The sequence below is a fragment of the Streptomyces sp. NPDC006529 genome, from assembly GCF_040611795.1.
Lineage (GTDB): Bacteria > Actinomycetota > Actinomycetes > Streptomycetales > Streptomycetaceae > Streptomyces.
In genome coordinates, this window is the sequence record NZ_JBEXPB010000004.1 from 132341 (window position 1) to 151712 (window position 19372).

14 protein-coding genes are annotated in these 19372 nt (G+C 73.6%); 7 read left to right on the top strand and 7 right to left on the bottom strand.

Features of this window, described 5'->3' with window-relative positions; all coding sequences use genetic code 11:
* Positions 1 to 454: 454 nt before the first annotated feature.
* Complete coding sequence (locus ABZY31_RS05495; RefSeq protein WP_356405088.1) at positions 455 to 2476, top strand: hypothetical protein; 2022 nt, start codon at positions 455 to 457, stop codon at positions 2474 to 2476.
* Between the two features lie 290 nt (positions 2477 to 2766).
* Positions 2767 to 4485: a methionine--tRNA ligase gene (metG, locus tag ABZY31_RS05500; protein ID WP_356405090.1), complete on the top strand. Its 1719-nt coding sequence runs from the start codon at positions 2767 to 2769 to the stop codon at positions 4483 to 4485.
* An 80-nt stretch (positions 4486 to 4565) separates the two neighbouring features.
* Here metG and ABZY31_RS05505 read toward each other — a convergent pair whose 3' ends face one another.
* The gene (locus ABZY31_RS05505; RefSeq protein ID WP_356405297.1) at positions 4566 to 6011 is read right to left on the bottom strand and encodes a YfcC family protein; all 1446 of its coding nucleotides are present in this window, start codon (positions 6009 to 6011) and stop codon (positions 4566 to 4568) included.
* A gap of 110 nt (positions 6012 to 6121) precedes the next feature.
* The gene (locus ABZY31_RS05510; protein WP_356405092.1) at positions 6122 to 7492 is read right to left on the bottom strand and encodes a M20/M25/M40 family metallo-hydrolase; all 1371 of its coding nucleotides are present in this window, start codon (positions 7490 to 7492) and stop codon (positions 6122 to 6124) included.
* A 267-nt stretch (positions 7493 to 7759) separates the two neighbouring features.
* On the opposite strand from ABZY31_RS05510, the gene ABZY31_RS05515 reads away from it, so the two are divergent.
* Positions 7760 to 8335 (top strand): hypothetical protein, encoded by a 576-nt coding sequence (locus ABZY31_RS05515; protein WP_356405094.1) that lies wholly within the window; start codon positions 7760 to 7762, stop codon positions 8333 to 8335.
* 111 nt (positions 8336 to 8446) lie between these two features.
* The gene (locus tag ABZY31_RS05520) at positions 8447 to 9223 is read left to right on the top strand and encodes a hypothetical protein (protein ID WP_356405096.1); all 777 of its coding nucleotides are present in this window, start codon (positions 8447 to 8449) and stop codon (positions 9221 to 9223) included.
* Between the two features lie 4 nt (positions 9224 to 9227).
* On the opposite strand, the gene ABZY31_RS05525 is transcribed toward ABZY31_RS05520, so the two are convergent.
* From ABZY31_RS05525 to ABZY31_RS05540, 4 genes are all read right to left on the bottom strand, one after another.
* Positions 9228 to 10799: an FAD-dependent monooxygenase gene (locus tag ABZY31_RS05525; RefSeq protein ID WP_356405098.1), complete on the bottom strand. Its 1572-nt coding sequence runs from the start codon at positions 10797 to 10799 to the stop codon at positions 9228 to 9230.
* Entirely contained in the window at positions 10796 to 11980 is a 1185-nt protein-coding gene (locus tag ABZY31_RS05530; protein WP_356405099.1) for an MAB_1171c family putative transporter, read from the bottom strand. Before ABZY31_RS05530 ends, ABZY31_RS05525 begins: the two co-directional genes overlap by 4 nt.
* A gap of 62 nt (positions 11981 to 12042) precedes the next feature.
* A complete protein-coding gene (locus tag ABZY31_RS05535) occupies positions 12043 to 12591 on the bottom strand; it encodes a toxin-antitoxin system, toxin component (protein ID WP_356405101.1) in 549 nt (182 codons plus the stop codon).
* A gap of 64 nt (positions 12592 to 12655) precedes the next feature.
* Complete coding sequence (locus tag ABZY31_RS05540) at positions 12656 to 13321, bottom strand: helix-turn-helix transcriptional regulator (protein ID WP_356405103.1); 666 nt, start codon at positions 13319 to 13321, stop codon at positions 12656 to 12658.
* Positions 13322 to 13657: 336 nt separating this feature from the next.
* On the opposite strand from ABZY31_RS05540, the gene ABZY31_RS05545 reads away from it, so the two are divergent.
* The 3 genes from ABZY31_RS05545 (at position 13658) to ABZY31_RS05555 (ending at position 18237) form a co-directional block, all read left to right on the top strand.
* The gene (locus ABZY31_RS05545) at positions 13658 to 14545 is read left to right on the top strand and encodes a helix-turn-helix domain-containing protein (protein ID WP_356405104.1); all 888 of its coding nucleotides are present in this window, start codon (positions 13658 to 13660) and stop codon (positions 14543 to 14545) included.
* 182 nt (positions 14546 to 14727) lie between these two features.
* Positions 14728 to 16083 carry a 6-phospho-beta-glucosidase gene (locus ABZY31_RS05550; RefSeq protein WP_356405106.1) on the top strand — a complete coding sequence of 452 codons (1356 nt, stop codon included), beginning with the start codon at positions 14728 to 14730 and terminating at the stop codon, positions 16081 to 16083.
* Between the two features lie 72 nt (positions 16084 to 16155).
* Entirely contained in the window at positions 16156 to 18237 is a 2082-nt protein-coding gene (locus tag ABZY31_RS05555) for an MDR family MFS transporter (RefSeq protein ID WP_356405108.1), read from the top strand.
* 29 nt (positions 18238 to 18266) lie between these two features.
* Here ABZY31_RS05555 and ABZY31_RS05560 read toward each other — a convergent pair whose 3' ends face one another.
* Positions 18267 to 19337, bottom strand: a complete 1071-nt coding sequence (locus tag ABZY31_RS05560; RefSeq protein ID WP_356405110.1) for an ATP-dependent DNA ligase — start codon at positions 19335 to 19337, stop codon at positions 18267 to 18269.
* Between the last annotated feature and the right edge of the window lie 35 nt (positions 19338 to 19372).

Here is a 19372-nt window from a genome sequence, read left to right on the forward strand (position 1 = left end):
TCGGGCGGGCGTGCGGGCGCCGCGGAGAAACGGGTGAACGCCCTGGCCGGTCCTGGTCGTTGGGTGATCGACTCCGATCGCGGGCGGTGCCGAACTGTCGATTCCCCAGCGATTGCGCATATGACGTACGGGCATTCCGACGATCGTCGCCGGTCAGTGGCGCACCGGCGGCGCCGGGGCGCTCCCGGGGGCGCTAGGGGGTGTCTGGTGGGTCTCCGTGGCGTCGCGACGCCCGGCACGCGCTCTCGCCGCACCGGCCGAAAGCCCGAGTACGTCCAGTACGCAGGCTTCCGGCCGGCACACCGAGAGCACGCACCGGACGCCGCTCCTTCCCCACGCAGACCCACCAGACACCCCCTAGGCGGTAGACCGCGGGGGAACGTCGGCCCCGCCGCGCCCCGGCCGGACGCGGCGCGACATGTGACCATCCCAGGATTCACTCGTTTGTCGGACCGTGGGCACATCACAGCGATTCGGCTCCACCGCCGTCGAACAAGCCGAGGCGGTCCTCGTCGAGCAGTACCCCCACCTGGTACGGCTCGCCTACCTGACGCTCCCGGACACCCTCGGGCGGCACGCCCGGGTGCTCCTCGCGCACCGGGCCGTCCAGCGGGCGCTGCCCCGGGCGGGCGGGGGTGGCGAGCCGCAGCGGCCGGGCGTCGCACCGCCCGGCCGGGCGGTGCCCGGAGCTCGGCGAGAATCCGGCGGTCCGGGGGCGCCGGGAGGAGGGTCCGCGACCGCGGCGGGCTCCGCCCCGCCCACCGGCCCCGGCGGTCCGCTCGGCGGGGTGCGGGCCCGGGTGCTGCGCGCCGCGCTGGCCCCCGGGCGCCGGCCCGGGTCGGCCCTCGCGCGGTTCGGGTGGCCGCCCGCGCCCCCCTTCGTCTGGGGGCTGCGGCTCTGGCCCCCGGCGGGCGGGATCGACGAGACCGCCCGGCTGCTCGGAGGGGTGGCCGCCGAGGTCCGTGCCGCCTTCGTACTGCACCGGCTGGACGGGCTGGCCGAGGAGGCGGTGGTCCGGGTGCTGGCCGCGGCCGGAGCCGCCGCCCCCGCCGACAGCGTCCGCGAGGCCCTCGCCCTGCCGGTCGGTGAAACGCTTTTGCGGTCCTCGGAGTTCGACGCCTGCGTCGTCAACACCCGGCCCACCGACCTCCTGCGCCGACGCCGCCGGGTGCGCGCGGGATGGGCCGCCGCGGCCGTACTGGCCCTGGTCGCCGGGGTGGCGGTGGCCGACGGGGCTCCGCCCGGGCCGGCCGCGCGGCCCGCCGCCGGGAGCGTGACCGCCGGAGCGCTGGATCCGGCCCGGCTGGTCCGCGTCCCCGCCGCCGCCTGGTCCGACACCGCCCGGGTCGACTTCACCGCCTGGCCCGCGCGGGGCGCCCGGGCGGGGGACCGGGCCCTGCTCGCGCGGGCGCTGGGGGCCTGGGCCGCCCGGTCCCCGCAGGTGCCGGTGACCGCGGCGCCCGGGACCCCGGTGGACCCGCCGGGGCGCCCGCCGCAGCTGCTGTACGCCGGGGACGTGGACGGGCGTGCGGTGGTGCTGCTGCTCGACGCGGACCGGGTGGTGCGCTACGGCGAAGCCGCCGGGGGACCGCGGGACCGGGAGCTGGAGTTCGCCCGTACCGACGAGGCCGGGGTCACCACCGCGGGCGCCCTCGCCGTGGGCCGGGCGGGCGGCCGGGCCCGCTACCTGCTGGCCCCCTGGATCGCCACGGCCGCCGTCCTGGACCTGGCGCGGCCGGGCGACGCCGGGCAGCCGCTGGCCGTGGCCGCCGACGGACTGACCGCCGCCGCGGCGGTGCCCGCGGCGGCCGGGCCCTGCGCCGGGTGGCCCGTGCTGGCCCTGACCTCGTCCCCCCGGATCGTGGAGAAGCACTCCTTCGTGCTCGCCGACCTCGGCGCGCTGACGCCCGTACACCTGACCTACACGCCCCTGCCGGACGGGCCGGGCGCCGTGCCCGCGCGCCAGCCGAGGGAGGCGACCGGGCCCGCGGCGCGCGCCGCCTGGGCGCCGGTCGCCTGCGGGCTGCGGGACCTGCGCGGGGGCGGGGTGCGGGCCGTCAACATCTGGGACTTCGCCGCCACCGAGCTGCCGGAGGGCGGCGGGCGGGCCGTCTGGTCCTGCACCCGGGCCTCCGGATGGGCGGGACCCGGCGACGTGCGCGTCCGGCTCCGGCCGCCGTCCGGCCCGCTCCAGGAGGTGGCCCGGGCGCGGTCCACCGCGGCTTGCGGCCGGTTCGGCCAGCACCTGCTGGTCGGGACCCGGTGGCGGACGGCCGCCGGACACTGGTTCCAACTGGCCGCCGGGAGTCGGGAGGTCACGTCCGTCACGGCCACCGGAGCCGTCCGCGCCGAGGCGAGCGGCCACAGCCTGAGCGTCCCCGCCGGACCCGAGGGAGCCCCCGTCACCCTGACCGGACGGCTCGCGAGCGGCGCCCGCGTCACGGCGCTCGACGGGGCGGCCGGAGGCCGCGACTGAGCGCCGCGCGAAGCCCCTCCGACGGCCGTTCCGACGGCCCTTCGAAGACTGCTCCGACGGCCGTCCGACGGCTCCGGGCAGCCGTCGGGCAGCCGTCGGCCGGGCCGGACATGATCGGCGCTCCTGTACCATGACCGGGAGCGCGAGGGCAGTGACGCACGAGGTCACAGCCCTCGCTTTCGTGTAAGGCCCACCCCTTGAAATGCGGCACGTGGTGTTTCGGCGGTTCGATACGATGAGCCCCTTCACGATCCTTCACACGCCGCACGTATGAAATGGAGCATCCGAGGATGTCTCGACACCTGATCACCAGCGCGCTTCCCTACATCAACGGGATCAAGCACCTGGGCAACATGGTCGGGTCGATGCTTCCGGCGGACGTGTACTCCCGGTACCTCCGCCAGCGCGGCCACGAGGTCCTCTACATCTGCGCCACCGACGAACACGGCACCCCCGCCGAGCTGGCCGCCAAGGCCGCCGGGCTCTCGGTCGCCGAGTTCTGCGCCCAGGCGCACGACGCGCAGAAGGCGGTCTACGACGGCTTCGAGCTGTCCTTCGACTACTTCGGCCGCAGCTCCTCGCAGCAGAACGCGGAGATCACCCAGCACTTCGCGCGGCGCCTCCAGGAGAACGGCTTCATCGAGGAGCGCGCGATCCGGCAGGTCTACTCGCCGGTCGACGGCCGCTTCCTGCCCGACCGCTACGTCGAGGGCACCTGCCCGCACTGCGGCTACGACAAGGCCCGCGGCGACCAGTGCGAGAACTGCACCCGCGTCCTGGACCCCACGGACCTGATCGAGCCCCGCTCGGCCATCTCCGGCTCCACCGAGCTGGAGGTCCGCGAGACCAAGCACCTCTTCCTGCTCCAGTCCGCGCTCCAGGGCGAGGTCGAGGCCTGGGTCGCCGAGCACGAGGAGGAGTGGCCGCAGCTCGCCTCCTCCATCGCCCGCAAGTGGCTGACCGAGGGCCTGCACGACCGCGCGATCACCCGCGACCTGGACTGGGGCGTGCCGGTGCCGGCCGACACCTGGCCGGAGCTGGCCGCCGACGGCAAGGTCTTCTACGTCTGGTTCGACGCGCCGATCGAGTACATCGCCGCGACGAAGGAGTGGGCGGACGCCGACCCGGCGAACCGCGACTACAAGGCGTGGTGGTACGAGGCCGAGGACGTGCGGTACACGCAGTTCATGGCCAAGGACAACGTCCCCTTCCACACCGTGATGTTCCCCGCCACCGAGCTGGGCACCCGTGAGCCGTGGAAGAAGGTCGACTACGTCAAAGCCTTCAACTGGCTGACGTACTACGGCGGCAAGTTCTCCACCTCGCAGAAGCGCGGCGTCTTCACCGACCACGCGCTGGAGATCCTCCCGGCCGACTTCTGGCGCTACTTCCTCATCGCCAACGCGCCCGAGTCCGACGACTCCTCCTTCACGTGGGAGCACTTCACCACCACGGTCAACAAGGACCTCGGCGGCACCCTCGGCAACTTCGTCAACCGCGTACTGACCTTCTCCCGCAAGAAGTTCGGCGACGAGGTCCCGGCGGGCAGCCCGGCCGGCGAGGCCGAGGCCAAGCTGGGCGAGCAGATCGCCGAACTGCTGGCCGAGTACGAAGGCCACATGGACGCGCTCCAGTACCGCAAGGCCGCGGCCGCGCTGCGCGCCCTGTGGTCGGCCGGGAACGCCTACCTCGACGAGAAGGCCCCCTGGCTGGAGGTCAAGACCGACGCCGAGGGCGCGGCGCTCACGCTGCGCACCGCGATGAACCTCATCCACCTCTACTCGGTGGTCTCCGAGCCGTTCATCCCGGCCTCGGCGCGCGCCATGCGCTCCGCGTTCGACCTGGCCGACGACACCGCGACCTGGGTGACCCCGGAGCGGGCGAAGGCGCTGGACGCGGTCCCCGCGGGCACCCCGTTCACCGTGCCGCCGGTGCTCTTCGCGAAGATCACCGAGGACGACCTGGAGTCCTACCGCGAGCGCTTCGGCTCCGCCGTCGTGGCGGTCTGACGCCGCGCTCCCACCGCACACGCGAAGGGGCGCGGACCACCACCCGGTGGTCCGCGCCCCTTTGACGTGCCCGGGCAGCGCTACATCGTCGCGCCCAGGGCCACGAACCCGCAGATCAGCACGAACAGAACGGCCAGCAGTGGCCACACGAACCGCAGGTACGTGTCGTAGCCGACCTTGGCCAGGGCCACCCCGCCGATCGTCACCGCGGTGGTGGGCACCCACAGGTTCATCCAGCCGCTGGCCGACTGCCAGGCCGTCACCACCACCGCGCGGGGCACCCCGGCGAAGTCCGCGAGCGGCGCCAGGATCGGCATGGCGAGGGTGGCGTGCCCGGAGGTGGACGGGATCAGGAAGGCCAGCGGCAGGTTCACCAGGAAGACGATCACCGCGAAGACACCGGACGAGGTCCCCTTCACCACGCCCTCGATCGAGTGCAGGACGGTGTCGGTGATCTTCGAGTTGTTCATGATGACCGTGACCCCGCGCGCCAGCATGATGACCAGGGCGGGCGAGATGAAGTCGGCCGCGCCCTGGATGATGGTGGAGCTGAGCTTCGCCTCGCCCATCCGCGCCACCAGGCCGACCAGCACGGCGGCGCACAGGAACAGCGCCGAGAGCTGCGGGAAGGACCAGTCCAGCTCCCAGCCGTACGGCATCGCGTCCGCCTTCCCGGTGAGCGCGCTCGACCACGGCACCACCGAGAAGATCATGAACGCGAAGACCAGGACCAGCAGCGCCAGCACCGTCTTGTGCAGCCGGGTCAGTTCCGGCTCGGCCACCTCGTCGCCGGTCGCCTTCTGTTCGCGGTCCCCGGGCAGGAACCCGCACAGCGACTTCGCCGGGTCCCTCTGGACCCGCTTCGCGTACCGGACGACGTAGAGGACCGTCACCGCCGTCAGCACGATCCACATCAGGAAGCGCAGCACGATCCCGTCGCCCAGCGAGATGTCGGCCGCCGAGGAGGCCACGCCCGTCGCGAACGGATTGACCGTGGAGCACAGGACGCCGACGCCCGCGCCCAGGATCGCGGCGCCCACGGCCACGAGCCGGTCGTAGCCGAGGGCCAGCATCATCGGCACGAGCAGACCGTAGAAGCCGAGGGTCTCCTCCGCGAAGCCCTCCACCGTGCCGAGGACGGAGAAGACCAGCATCACGGCGGCGATCAGCAGCGCGCCGCGCTCGCGCAGCCGGTGGGCGAGGCGGGCGATGCCCCGGTCCAGGGCTCCGGTCGCGAAGACGACCGTGATGAACGCGCCGATCGCCAGGACGAAGAGGAACACGCCCGCGCTGCCGTAGAGGGCGCCGGTCAGTCCGGGGCCGACCTGGCCGGTCGTGGGGTCCTGGAGTCCGTAGAGGCCGTTGACCGGGGCGAGGAACAGGTCGTTCAGGCGGTCGGTGAAGCTCTGGGTGCCCGCGACCCGGTGGTAGGTGCCCGCGACCGGCGTGCCGGTGTCGCCGCGGTCGTACTGCCCGGCGGGGATGAGGAAGGCCAGCAGCCAGATCGCCACCGTGACCAGGGCCAGGACGGTGAGGGCGCTGGGAAAGGCGAACTTCCGCGAGGGCGGCGGGGGCTCGCCGCCCGCTCCGGGTTCCGCCTCCGGTCCGGCCGGGGTGGGGGCCGGGCTCGCGGCGCTCACCGGGCGGCTCCCGGGCGGTGGTCCGCCGCGTACTCGCGGACGAAGGCGGCCATCGCGACGACCGTGTTGCGCAGCTCGGAGAACAGCACCCGTTCGTTGGGGGCGTGCAGGTTGCACATGCTGTCCTGGGCGCCGAAGAGGAGCACCTCGGCCCCGGGCGCCGCCTTGGCCAGGCCGTTGACCAGCGGGATCGAGCCGCCGGTGGCGACGTAGGAGGCCTCCGTGCCCCAGGCCTCCTTCAGCGCGGTCAGCGCCGCCCGGTAGGCGGGGCCCCCGGTCCGGGCCTCGAAGCCGGGGCCGGTGTCGCCGGGGGTGACGGTGAGAGGGATGCCGAAGGGACGCTGCGCGCGCAGGTGGGCGACCAGTGCGGCCCGGGCCTCCCGGGCGCTCTGGTGCGGGTGGAAGCGGAGGTTCAGCTTGGCCCGGGCGTACGGGACCACGGCGGAGGCCGCGTGGTCGACGGTCGGGGCGTCCAGCCCGATGACGGTGATCGCGGGCCCGCTCCAGAGCCGCTCGCCCAGCGAGCCGGTGCCGATCAGGGGCAGATCGCCCCGGACGGAGGCCAGGTCCCGGAACTCCTCATCGGTGTACGTCGTACCGTCCCACGGGTCCCGTCGCAGGCCCGGTACGGCCACGTCCCCCGCGTCGTCGTGCAGGGTGGCCAGCGCCCGGAGCAGGACCAGCAGCGCGTCGGGAGCGGCCCCGCCGAACTCCCCGCTGTGCCGGGGCTCGGCCAGGGTGCGCACCTCGACGGTGACCTCGCAGGCACCGCGCAGCCCGGTGGTCAGGGTGGGCGTGCCCGGGCGCAGGTTGCCGAGGTCCGCGATGACCATCGCGTCGCAGGCGAACCGGGCGGGATCGGTGGGCGGGTAGTCGTCGAAGGCGCTGCCGTACTCCTCCTGCCCCTCGATCACCAGTTTGATCCCGACGGGCGGGCGGCCGCCGTACACCCGCAGCATCCCCAGGTGCGCGATCACGTTCGCCTTGTCGTCGGCGACGCCGCGCGCCCGCAGCCCGCCCGGGACGGGGGTCGGTTCGAAGGGCGGGGACAGCCACAGCCCCGGAGCGCCGGCGGGCTGGACGTCGTAGTGCGCGTAGAGCAGCACGGTGGGGGCGTCCGGTTCCGGGGGCGGGATCTCGGCGTAGACCACCGGGGCGGTGTCCGGGAGGTCGATCCGCTGCACCTGCGTCACGCCCGCCTCGCGCAGCAGCGCGACGATCAGGTCGTGCGCCTCCTCGACCGGCTCCGGCGGGTAGCCGGGGAAGGAGATCGAGGGGATCGAGGTCAGCCGTTCCAGATCGGCCCGCAGACCGTCCATCAGCGCGTCGACCCGCGCTCCGAGATCGCCCTGACTGCTCGCGTCCACCCGGCACCGTCCCTGTGATCCCCGCTGAGCTGCGGCTGCGCTCCCTCGATGATGGGGCGGGCGCGGGGCGGGTGCCGTGGCGGGCTGGGCCGGGCGGGTGAACCGGGCCCGGCCGCGGTGGCCGGAAGTAATCCCCGCCCCGGCGATCTTGACTGATCCACGGCGTATCGAAGCCCCGCCGCAATCGTTTCTTCAGCCGGGAGCACGAACTGGACCGGGAGCGCCGCGAGCCGCGGGGCGCCGGGCGCGCGACAGGGAGGCAGTGCGGTGGCCGCTTGGCAGTACTTCGCCGGAGCCGGGCTGGTGGCCGTCTTCTGCCCGCTGCACGGAGCGGGACACGGAGGGGGGCACGGGCAGGTGGACGTGCGGCCCCCCGGCGCCCGCGTCGACCTGTGCGTGCCGGCCGGGCAGCCGCCCGTGGCGCTGCCTCCGGCCGTCGGCCGGCCGTCCGTGCGGCCCTCCGTCCCGGGCGCCCTGCCGGGGCCCGCGGGTCCGACCGTCCGGCACCCGGCTCGGCCCGTGCCCGCGCCCGCCCCCGCGCCGGCCCGGCCCCCGCTTCCGGCCGCCGGGCCCGCGGCCGCCGCGCAGGACGCGCCTCCCGTTCCGCCCGTTCCGCCGGTCCCGGTGGTTCCCGCGCCGTCACCGCGGCCCGCCGCCGCGCGGGCGGCGGTGCTTCCGGCGGCCGGGTTCCACGTGCGCCCGTACCGTTCCGCGGCCCTCCAACGACGGGGCCCGGCCGGGCTGTCCACCATGATGCTGCTCGTGGTCGTCACGACCCCGGCCGTGCTCGCGGCCGCGGCCCTGCGCCCGCGCGGGCGCAGCGGCCGCAGCCGCACCGCCTGAGCCGGACCGCCCGGAGCGACCGGCACCACACCACCGGCGCGGCCCCCGCGGCCCTGCGCGGCCCGCCCCCCGTTTCACCGACCGATCCACACCCACACCGGGAGATCCCGCATGTCCGAATGGCTGGTCCTGGCCATCGCCATGGCGCTCGTCTGCGCGCTCGTCCTCGCCTGCACCGCGCTGCGTCACCGCCGCGTCGCCGCCGACGAGGACACCAGCGAAACCCCCGACGTCATCGAGTACATGACGATGATGGTCGGGGTGGTCTACGCGATCGTGCTCGGTCTGGCGATCGCGGGCGTCTGGGAGGCGCGCGGCGCCGCCGAGGACACCGTCCGCCGCGAGGCGCAGTCCCTGTACGAGGTCACCCAGCGCGCCGACGTCTATCCGGCGCCGGTGCGCGACCGGATCCGCGGCGAGGTGGACGCGTACGTCACGCACACCGTCACGGTGGACTGGCCGCTGCTGACCTCCGGCGCGAACGCCTCCCCGAAGGGGGCCGCGCTGCTGGGCGCCCTGCGCAGCGACGTCACGCACCAGAGCCCGGCCACCGAACTGCAGGCCCAGGCCTACCAGCCGCTGCTGGACCAGATCGCGACGGCGGACGACGCCCGCCACTCGCGCACCCAGAGTTCGGGGGCGACGCTGCCGGGCGTGATCTGGTTCGGGCTGCTGACCGGCGGTCTGGTCACCATCGGGCTGATCTTCACCCTGCAGATCCGCCGGTCCGGTCGGGAGCTGCTGCTGGCCGGGCTCTTCAGCGGGCTGATCGTCTTCCTGCTGTTCATGGTGTGGAGCTTCGACGCCCCCTACGGGAGGGAAGGGATCGATTCCGCGGCCCCGTTCCAGGACCTGTTCCCATCGCTGGCGCTCGCCCTCGGGACGTAGCGCGTCAGGTGCCGGCGGGCTCCACGGGCCCGACGGGCTCAGCCGGTTCGGCGTGCCCCGCCGCGGTCCGGTCCGTACGCCGGGTGAAGCCCAGCTCCCGTTCCGTCAGCGGCGGCCCGGTGAGCTGGGGCATCCGCGGTCCGCGCAGCGCGTGCAGCAGGACCCGGGGGCGGACCAGCGTGGTGATCGGCGCCGACAGCGTCATCACCTCGGTGAGCGCGGTGGCCACCACGAAGTCCGCCGTGGCGGTGCGTACGAGGCGGCCGACGTAGCGCGAGAGCAGCTTGTCGGCCGCCCCCGGCCGTTTGCCGACGGCGTCCGGGGAGAAGATGTCCTGCCCGGTCGCCAGGTCCCAGGCCACCGACACCGGCGCGGCCACCGCCCGCTGGGTCCGCCGGGCCAGGCCCGCCGCGCGCAGGCCGCCGCCCTCCAGCAGGGAGCGGCGCAGCGCCCGCGCACCCTGGGCGGCCACCGACATGCCGTGCCCGTACACCGGGTTGTAGGAGGCCACGGCGTCGCCGAGCACCACGTAGCCCTCGGGCCAGATCCGCGACTTCTCGTAGTAGCGCCGCCGGTTGGCGGTGTTCGCGAAGGTGGTGACCTCGGACAGGGGCGTGGCGTACTGGAGCAGCTCCGCGACGACCGGATGGCGCGCCGAGCGGGCGAAGGACTCGAAGGCGGCGCTGTCGGCGCTGGGCTGGCCGCCCTTGGTGCCGGACAGGGTGACCAGCCAGCGGCCGCCCTCGACCGGCATGATGACGGCGCTCCTGCCGGGGCGCGGGTCGTGCGTCGCCGCCTGGACGTTGACCACGGGGAATCCGGTCTCGGCCCCGGGCGGTGCCTGGTAGAGGCGGCTCGCGTAGACGAGTCCGCAGTCGACCAGTTCCTCGCGGACCCGGGGCACGCCCAGTTCGCCCAGCCACTCGGGGGTGCGGGTGCCGCGCCCGCTCGCGTCCACGACGAGGGCCGCCGACAGGACCTCCTCGGCCCCGTCCGGCGCGGTGATCCGCAGACCGGTGACCCGACCGGCGTCGCCGGTCAGGCCCAGTACCCGGGTGTCCTCGACGACCCGGACGTTGGCGAGTCCGGCCATCTGCGCGCGCACGGCCCAGTCGATCAGGTCCCGGCCGGCGGTGAGCAGGTAGCGGGTGGGCCGCCAGCGGCGGTACCAGCCGCCGGGGGAGAGGGCCACCATGCCGGAGGTGAGCGGGATCCGGTGCGCGCCCGCCGCGAGCAGCCGTTCGCAGAACCCGGGGAGCAGGCCCTCGATGGCCTCTGCGCCGCCCGACCAGAGCATGTGCGCGTGCCGGGCCTGGGGGAGGAAGGCGCGCGGCTCGGCGGCCCGGGGGAGGGTGTCGCGTTCGATGACGGTGACCCGGTCGGCGTACGGGGCGAGGGCGGCGGCGGCGAGCATGCCGGTAAGTCCGCCGCCGATCACGACGGCCTCGCGCCGCGGGGACGGCGTACCGCTGCCGGCTGCCGCCGCGTCCGGGGCGGGGGCCGTCTCCCCCGCCGCGGGTCGCGGCGCCGGTACGCGTCTCGGCCCGGGCTGGGCGCGGCTCGTGGTCTCGCTCATGGGTGGCTGCTTTCCGTACTGGCCGCGTGCCGGCGGGTCCGTGCTGCTTCGGGGGAGCGGAGGGCGCGCGAGATGCGCACGAGGTCGCGCGGTCCCTGCACGCTCGCCGACGTATAGGCGTCCGCCGAGCCGATGACCTTCTCCTCCGGGTCGGCCGCGCGGGCCCGGACGGCGGCGGCCACCATCGCGGCCTCGGCCGTGGCATCGGCCTGGGCGGTCCCCGCGCCCGCCGCGAGCGCGGCGGCCCGGGTCCGGTCGCGCAGGGCGTGGTCGAAGTACGGGTCGAGGTGGAGGATGCCGTCGTGGATGTCCGCCACCCGCTGCGTGACCCGCAGGTCGGCCGGGGACCACCAGGAGATCCGGACCGCGCGCGAACCGTGCGGGACGACCGTGCGCAGCTCGCGCCACAGCGGTCCGAGCCGGTGGTACGTCGCCCAGGTCTGCCAGAAGGCCGACGCGCGCTGGACGACGAGCGGCAGCACGAAGCCCGTCCCGATCAGGAGGGCGGAGAAGGACGCGACGGGCGGGGCCACCGTGGTGCTCAGCACGTCCAGGTCCTGCCCGGCCCAGCGGGCCCCGACGGCCGCGAACTTGGCCGCGTCGAAGACCAGGTTGAGCATGAACCCGCACACCATGAGGATCAGCCCCGAGCGCAGCGAACCGCGCACGTGCAGGGACCAGCGCCGGCACAATACGGTCATCACGACCGCGGCGACGGTGTGCGCCACGAGGTAGATCAGGATCATCTCGCGGATGTAGGGCGTGTTCGCGTAGTACGTGTCGAAGTCCCGCAGCCGCTCCACCGGGGCGCCGCCCGTCGCGAACAGGGAGAACTGCGAGACGATCACGGCGCTGTACGAGCCCACGCACCAGCGGGACAGGGTGCGCGCGCGGTCGTCGGGGCCGCCCCGCCAGTTGATCAGCAGCAGCAGGCAGGACGCGCTGAAGGCGGTGAGGATGCAGTAGACCAGCGGCGCCGAGAAGTTGGGGACGCCGGTGATCCGGTTGACGGCGGCGATCGTGGGCGGGGCGGCGAAGAAGAACACCGAACTGGCCACGAGCAGCAGCACGCTGACCGCCCGTACCAGCGGATCGCGCCAGTGCCGGGTCAGCCCCGGGAGCTTGCAGGTGAAGGCGATCACCAGGACGCCGGCCGGAATGTAGAAGTCCAGGCCCTTCACTTCTTCAGCACGCCCTCGGGCCGGTGTTCGCCGTGGTCCCCGGCCTTGTGGTCAGCACGTTCTCAGCCTCGTGGTCCTCGGTAGCCGAGGGACGCCTCGATGCGTCCCGCGAGCTTGTCGCGTCGGGTGGGCTCCGGCCCCAGGGAAGCCGACAGCCAGGGGCGGCACTTGCTGCCGAGCAGCAGGCCGAAGGTCTCCGCCTCGGTCTCCTCCCGGACGTCGGCGCGGGTGCGTGCGGCGACCCGGCGGACCGTTTCGCTGAGGTCGGCCTCATCCGACAGCAGCCGGGCGGCCACCGCCGCGCCGTCCACGTGATGGCTGCAATGACCCGCCTTCATGTGCCACAGCTCGTGGCCGAGGATCACCAACTGGTGGTCGGGGGCCGTGCGCTCCTCCACGACGACCAGGTCGCGGTCGGCCATGTCGAGCCACAGGCCGCTTGCCGTCCCCGGGGGGAAAGAGGCCATGCGAAACTCCACCGGGCGCCCGCGGTGTCTGCTCATGCCCTCGCACAGGGTGGTGTAGAGGTCCACGGGTTCCACGGGGGCGGCCTGGCGGATGGCCGCCACCAGCTCTCCGCACAGCCGCCGCTGCTCTCTGCCTATGCTCACCGTTCTCCCCGTCGGCGCGGATCCGGATCAGGACTCAAGGGTCAGACCCAGGCTTTCGACTGGGTCATGATTCTGTCGGTTTGACGCTTTCGAGGAGCATGTCCAGCCATTCCGTCACTTTGTCCCGGTGTTTGTCACTGGGCAGTTGGGCGGCGCGCCAGGCGATGCCCCGGACGCCGTGGTTCTGGAGGAGTCTTGCCAGCGGATCGCCCGTTGAAGCCTGCGCGGCCGCGTTCTGCCGCTCGCGCCCCGCGAAATCCTGGAGCAGCTGCTGCTCGGTGCGCAGCAGGGCATCGGTGAGGGCGTCGGCGTCGTGGGCGGCGAGGAAGCCCGCGTGCACCCCGAAGAAGCGCTGGATGGCGTCACAGTGCTCCATGGTGGGCCGCCGGTCGCCGTTGATCAGGGCCCCGGCCTGCTGGCGCGACATGCCGGCGCCGTCCGCGATCTCCTGCTGCGTGTAGCGGCGGCCGTTGGGCTTGACGCGGGTGCGCCGGAGCAGGTCCAGGCGCTGCAGGAAGCGGGTCTGCAGATCGGGCTCGCCGGTGGGGCGGCCCTCCAGCAGGCTCTTGACCACGTCGGCCGGCACCCCGGAGGCCTCCGAGAGGCGGCGCAGATCGAAGACCTCGCTCTGGTCGCGGCCCAGCTTGCCCGCGAGTTCGGCGACGCGCGTTACGGTGGCTGCCAAGGGCACGTTGGCCACCGCGACGGGAGCCGGGAAGCCGTCTGTCACCAGTGGTTCTCCTAGATCGCGCGAGGGTCGGTTCGGGCACATGGTCGGCCCCTGGAGGCTAACCCTTCTCCCCTTGAAGGACTAGAACTTGCCACAGCTGTGGCGTGAATGAGCCGTCAAGGGGCTGGAATTGCCACAATAGTTGACACTCGAATGAAGTCGGTAGCAGGATCGCCACACGTAAATGAAGATCCAGACCGTGAGAAGGGGGAGCTCTCGGTGCCACATCTCGCAGCGGTGGGCCCGTCCGATGGCCTCGCCCGAGCCGGTGAGGGGCGCCTGACGGGTGAAGAGCCCGTCCGTGGCGCGGTGCGGTCGGAGCGACGCAAGGAGATTTTGCGCCAACGGCGCGAAGAGCTGAACCTCAGCCAGGAGGACCTGGCCGCACGCCTGCGCATCAGCGTCCGGGCGTACGGGAACTGGGAACGCGGCCTGGTCAAGGAGTGGACGGACCGCAAGCTGCTCGCCCTGGCCGAGGCGCTGGAGATGAGCGAGCGCCAGTGCTTCTGGCTCTTCCGCGTCATGGTGGACCGTGATCCGCCGCCGACCTGGCGCGCGGCCGAGGAGAACCGGCTGCCCGCCGACCCGGCGCAGCGCGACTACCTGCGCGACTACGCCGCGCTCATGGAGGCGGTGCCCTACCCGAGCTTCCTGGTCGACCGCCGGTGGGACGTAGCGCTCACGAATTCGGCCTTCGACCAGCTCTTCCAGACCGTCCGCCCGCACCCCACCGCGCTGCCCGACGACAACTTCCTGCGCTTCGTGCTGTTCCACCCGGACGCCGCGGCCGTGCTGGAGGACCACGAGCCGGCCTGGTGCGTGCCCCTGCTCGCGCAGTTCGCGACCACGCTGGCCGCCGATCCCGACGACGAGGGACTGCGCAGCATCCGCCAGGAGGTGGCCCGTGACCCGTTCATGGAAGCCGCCTACCGGTACGGCGTCCCGCACTGGCTCAGCACCCACGGGGCCGCGGCTGCCGAGCGCGACGGAGCGGTGCGCTCCGTGCGCCACCCCGACCCGCGCTGGGGCGCGGCCCGCTGCCGGATGGTGGCGGAATCCGGCCGGATGCTGGACCTGATGGGGCTGACCCGGGTCACCCTGATCCTGTCGGCGCCGCAGGGCGTACCGGTCGGGCCCGCGCCGCGCGGAGCGGCCCGCCCGCCGCAGGCCGCCGCCGCGCGGCTGCGCGCCGTGCCGTCGACGGCGGACTCGCCGGCCGGGTGACACTGGTGCCACGAAAGGTGGCACGGGCGGCCCGCCGGCAACGGCACCCGTCCGTGCCACGGAATGTGGCACGGACGGGTGGCATGTGACCAGCGGGACGGCACCGGTGGCACGGGCGCGCGGCACGTGACACGTGGCCGGAGTGCGGCGGACACCGCCGCGCGGGCGAAGGGCGGTAGGACGTGCGGCTGACGATCCTCGGCGGGGGCGGTTTCCGCGTACCCCTGGTCTACGGGGCCCTGCTCGGCGACCACGCCGACGGCCGGGTCACCCACGTGACGCTCCACGACACGGACCCCGGCCGCCTCACCGCCATGGCCCGGGTGCTCGCGGACCAGGCCGCGGCCGCCGGGGTGCCCGACGCCCCCGAGGTGAGCGCCACCAAGGACCTCGACGAGGCCCTGCGCGGCGCCGACTTCGTCTTCTCCGCGATCCGCGTCGGCGGCCTCGACGGGCGCGCCACGGACGAGCGGGTCGCCCTGGCCGAGGGAGTGCTGGGCCAGGAGACGGTCGGCGCGGGCGGGATCGCGTACGGCCTGCGCACCGTGCCGGTGGCGCGCGAGATCGCGCGCCGGATCGCCCGTACCGCCCCCGGGGCCTGGGTCATCAACTTCACCAACCCGGCCGGACTGGTCACCGAGGCGATGGCCGAGGAACTGGGCGAGCGGGTCATCGGGATCTGCGACTCCCCGGTCGGGCTCGGCCGGCGGATCGCCCGGCTGCTCGGCGCCCGCCCCGAGGAGGCCTGGATCGACTACGTCGGCCTCAACCACCTGGGCTGGATCCGCGGCCTGCGCGTCGGCGGCCGGGACGAACTGCCGCGGCTGCTGGCCGACACCGCCGCCCTGGAGTCCTTCGAGGAGGGCCGGCTCTTCGGCGCCGACTGGCTCCGCTCGCTCGGTGCGATCCCGAACGAGTACCTGCACTACTACTACTTCAACCGCGAGACGGTACGCGCCTACCAGCAGGCCGAGCGCACCCGCGGCGCCTTCCTGCGCGACCAGCAGCGCGCCTTCTACGCGCAGGCCGAAGGCTGGGAAGAGCGACCGGGGGACGCGCTCGCGGCGTGGGACCGCACGCGCGCCGAGCGCGAGGCCACCTACATGGCCGAGAACCGCGAGGCGGCGGGCGCCGGGGACCGCGAGGAGAGCGACCTGGAGTCCGGCGGGTACGAGCAGGTGGCGCTCGCGCTGATGCGGGCCATCGCCCGCGACGAGCGCACCACGCTGATCCTCAACGTCCCGAACCGCACCACCCTCTCGGTGCTCGACCCGCAGGCCGTCATCGAGGTGCCCTGCCTGGTCGACGCCAACGGCGCGCACCCCGTCGCCGTGGACCCGCTGCCCCTGCACGCGGTGGGGCTGGTCACCTCGGTGAAGGCGGTCGAGCGGGCGGTCCTGGCGGCCGCAGCCGGCGGTTCGCGCCGGGACGCGGTCAAGGCCTTCGCACTGCACCCGCTGGTGGACTCTGTGGCGGTGGCCCGGCGGCTGCTGGACGGGTACGTACAGGAGCACCCGGGCCTCGCCTACCTGCGCTGATCCCGCGCGCGGGTGACCCGTACGGCCCAGCGCCGCATGCGGGCGGGCGGCGGCGCTGTGAGAGTGCGAGATGTGACCACAGCCTCCGCGGCCCCCGCGGCCGACCCCGCGATAGCCGCCGCGCCGCCCGTGCTCGACCGGCGGCGGCGCAACATCGTCTTCGGCACGATCATGCTGGGCGTGCTGCTGGCCGCGCTCGACCAGACCATCGTGGGCACCGCCCTGCCCACCATCGTGGCGGACCTGGGGGGAGCTGCCCACATGTCCTGGGTGGTCACCTCGTACCTGCTCGCGGAGACCGTCGCCACGGTGCTGGTGGGCAAGTTCGGCGACCTCTTCGGGCGCAAGGTCGTCTTCCAGATCTCCGCGGTCGTCTTCATCACCGGCTCGTTCCTCTGCGGCCTCGCGGGCAACATGACCCTGCTGATCCTGTGGCGGGGCGTACAGGGCATCGGCGCGGGCGGCCTGATGGTCACCTCCATGGCACTGATCGCCGATGTGGTGCCGTTGCGCGAACGCGGCAAGTACCAGGGCGCGATCGGCGCCGTGTTCGGCGTCGCGACCGTCATCGGACCGCTGCTGGGCGGGCTGTTCACCGACCACCTGAGCTGGCGCTGGGCGTTCTACGTCAACGTGCCGATCGCGGTCCTGGTGGTGGTCGCGGCCGCCCGTACGATCCCCTCGGTACGGTCGGCCGCGCACCCGGCCATCGACTACCTCGGCATCGCGCTGGTCGCCGTCGGCTCCAGCGCGCTGATCCTGGGCACCAGTTGGGGCGGCAACGAGTACGCCTGGACCTCCCCCGTCATCCTCGGGCTCTTCGCGGGCGGGGCGGCCGCGCTCGCGCTGTTCTGCGTGGCCGAGACCCGGGCGGCCGAACCGATGCTGCCCATGCGGCTGTTCCTGAACCCGGTCTTCACGGTGTGCTCCGTGCTGAGCTTCGTCGTCGGTTTCGCGATGCTCGGCGCGATGACCTTTCTGCCGACCTACCTCCAGTACGTGGACGGGGATTCGGCCACGGTCTCGGGCGTCCGGACCCTGCCGCTGGTCATCGGCCTGCTGATCGCCTCGATCTTCAGCGGCAACGTCACCGGCAAGACCGGGCGCTACCGGATCTTCCCCATCGCGGGTTCCCTGGTGATGGGCGTCGGGCTCTACCTGCTGTCCCGGATGGGGCCGGGGACGGGGGCCGTACTCGAATCGCTGTACATGTTCGTGCTCGGCGTCGGGATCGGCCTGTGCATGCAGGTGCTGACCATCGCCGTGCAGAACACCGTCGACTACGCGGACCTCGGCACCGCTACCTCCGGCGTCACCTTCTTCCGGACCCTGGGCAGCGCCTTCGGGGCCGCGGTCTTCGGCACGATCTACGCCAACAGCATGAAGCCCGCCCTGACCTCGGGCGTGGCCGAGGCGGCCCGGATCACCGGCGGGGACCCGGCGGCGATCGGCGCGCGGGCCCAGAGCCCGCAAGGGGTGCACGCCCTGGACCCGGCCGCGGCCGCCCCGGTGATCGCGGCCTACGCGGACGCGCTGCACACGGTCTTCCTGTGGACGGTGCCGGTCGCGGGCGCCGGTTTCGTCGTCGCGCTCTTCCTCAAGCAGGTGAAGCTGCGCGACAGCGCCCGGGCGGCTTCGACCGACATGGGCGACGGCTTCGCCTCCCCGGCCACGGCCTCCGGGGATTCGGCCAAACTGCTCGAACTGGCGGTGGGCAAGCTGGTCCGGAGCATGGGGCCGGAGCAGGCGCGGAGCATCGTCGCCGGATCCGACACCCGGCTCGACATGGCGGGCGCCTGGGCGGTGATGCAGGTCGACCTGCTGACCCGCACGGTCGGGTACGCGAGCCTCGGAATGATCGCCTCCCGCCGCTCGCTGCCCCCCGAGGTGCTGGTGCCCGTCTTCGACCGGATGGTGGAGGAGGGCTACCTGACGCACGAGGGCACCTTCTTCTCGCTCACCCGGGCGGGGGAGCGGGAGGCCGCGGTCATCTCCGGCGCCTGGGCCACCTGGCTCGGCGACCGGCTCGAACGCGACCGGGGCCGCCCGCGCAGCGCGGAGCTGCGGGCGGCGGCCGACGCCATCGCGAAGCGGCTGCTGGCGGAGGACCTGGGCGAGGGGAACTTCGCCCCGCGGGTGGTGGCGCGGGCCTGAGAGGTGCGGTGCGGCGGGGGTCAGCGGGCTCAGGTGGTCGGGGGGCCGAGGACCTCGGCCAGGTCGTAGCCGACGACCTCCTCCAGCTGGGCGTACGTACAGCTCTCCGGCACCCGGTCGGGCCGCCAGCGGCGGAACTGGGCGGTGTGCCGGAAGCGGTCGCCCTCCATGTGGTCGTAGGCCACTTCCACCACGCGTTCGGGGCGCAGCGGCACCCAGGAGAGGTCCTTCTTGCCCGTCCAGCGGCTCTGCGCGCCGGGCAGCCGGGCGCTCTCGTGGGCGGCCTCCTCGGCCCAGGCCGCCCAGGGGTGGCCCGCGGGGTCCGGCATGCGCAGGGGTTCGAGCTCCTCCACCAGTTCGGCGCGGCGCTTCATGGGGAAGGCGGCGCAGACGCCGACGTGCTGGAGCACGCCGTGCTCGTCGTGCAGGCCGAGGAGGAGCGATCCGACGATCGGACCGCTCTTGTGGAAACGGAAACCCGCGACGACGGTGTCCGCCGTACGCTCGTGCTTGATCTTGAACATGAGGCGGGCATCGGGCCGGTAGGGCAGATCGAGCGGTTTGGCGATCACCCCGTCGAGCCCGGCGCCCTCGAACCGCTCGAACCACTCCTGCGCGAGCGCGGGGTCGGTGGTGGCGGGCGCGAGATGGACGGGGGGACGGGCCGTGGACAGGACTGCGGTGAGCGCGGTGCGCCGGTCGGCGAGCGGGGTGTCGAGGAAGGCCTCGTCGCCGAGCGCGAGCAGGTCGAAGACGATGAAGCTGGCCGGGGTCCGATCGGCCAGGAGGGTGACGCGGGACTGGGCGGGATGGATGCGTTCGCTCAGACGGTCGAAGTCCAGCCGCCCGCCATGAACGATCACGATCTCCCCGTCCACCACGCAGCGCGGAGGCAGATTGTCCTTGAGCGCCGTGACCAGCTCGGGAAAGTAGCGGGTCAGCGACTTGCCGGTGCGGCTGCCGATCTCGATCTCGTCGCCGTCCCGGTGGACGATGGCGCGGAAGCCGTCCCACTTCGCCTCGTACTGCATGCCTGCGGGGATGCGGGACACGGACTTCGCCAGCATCGGCTTCACCGGGGGCATCACGGGCAGATCCATGTCAGCTCCACCTCGGTCTGTCGTCCATGTCTCCG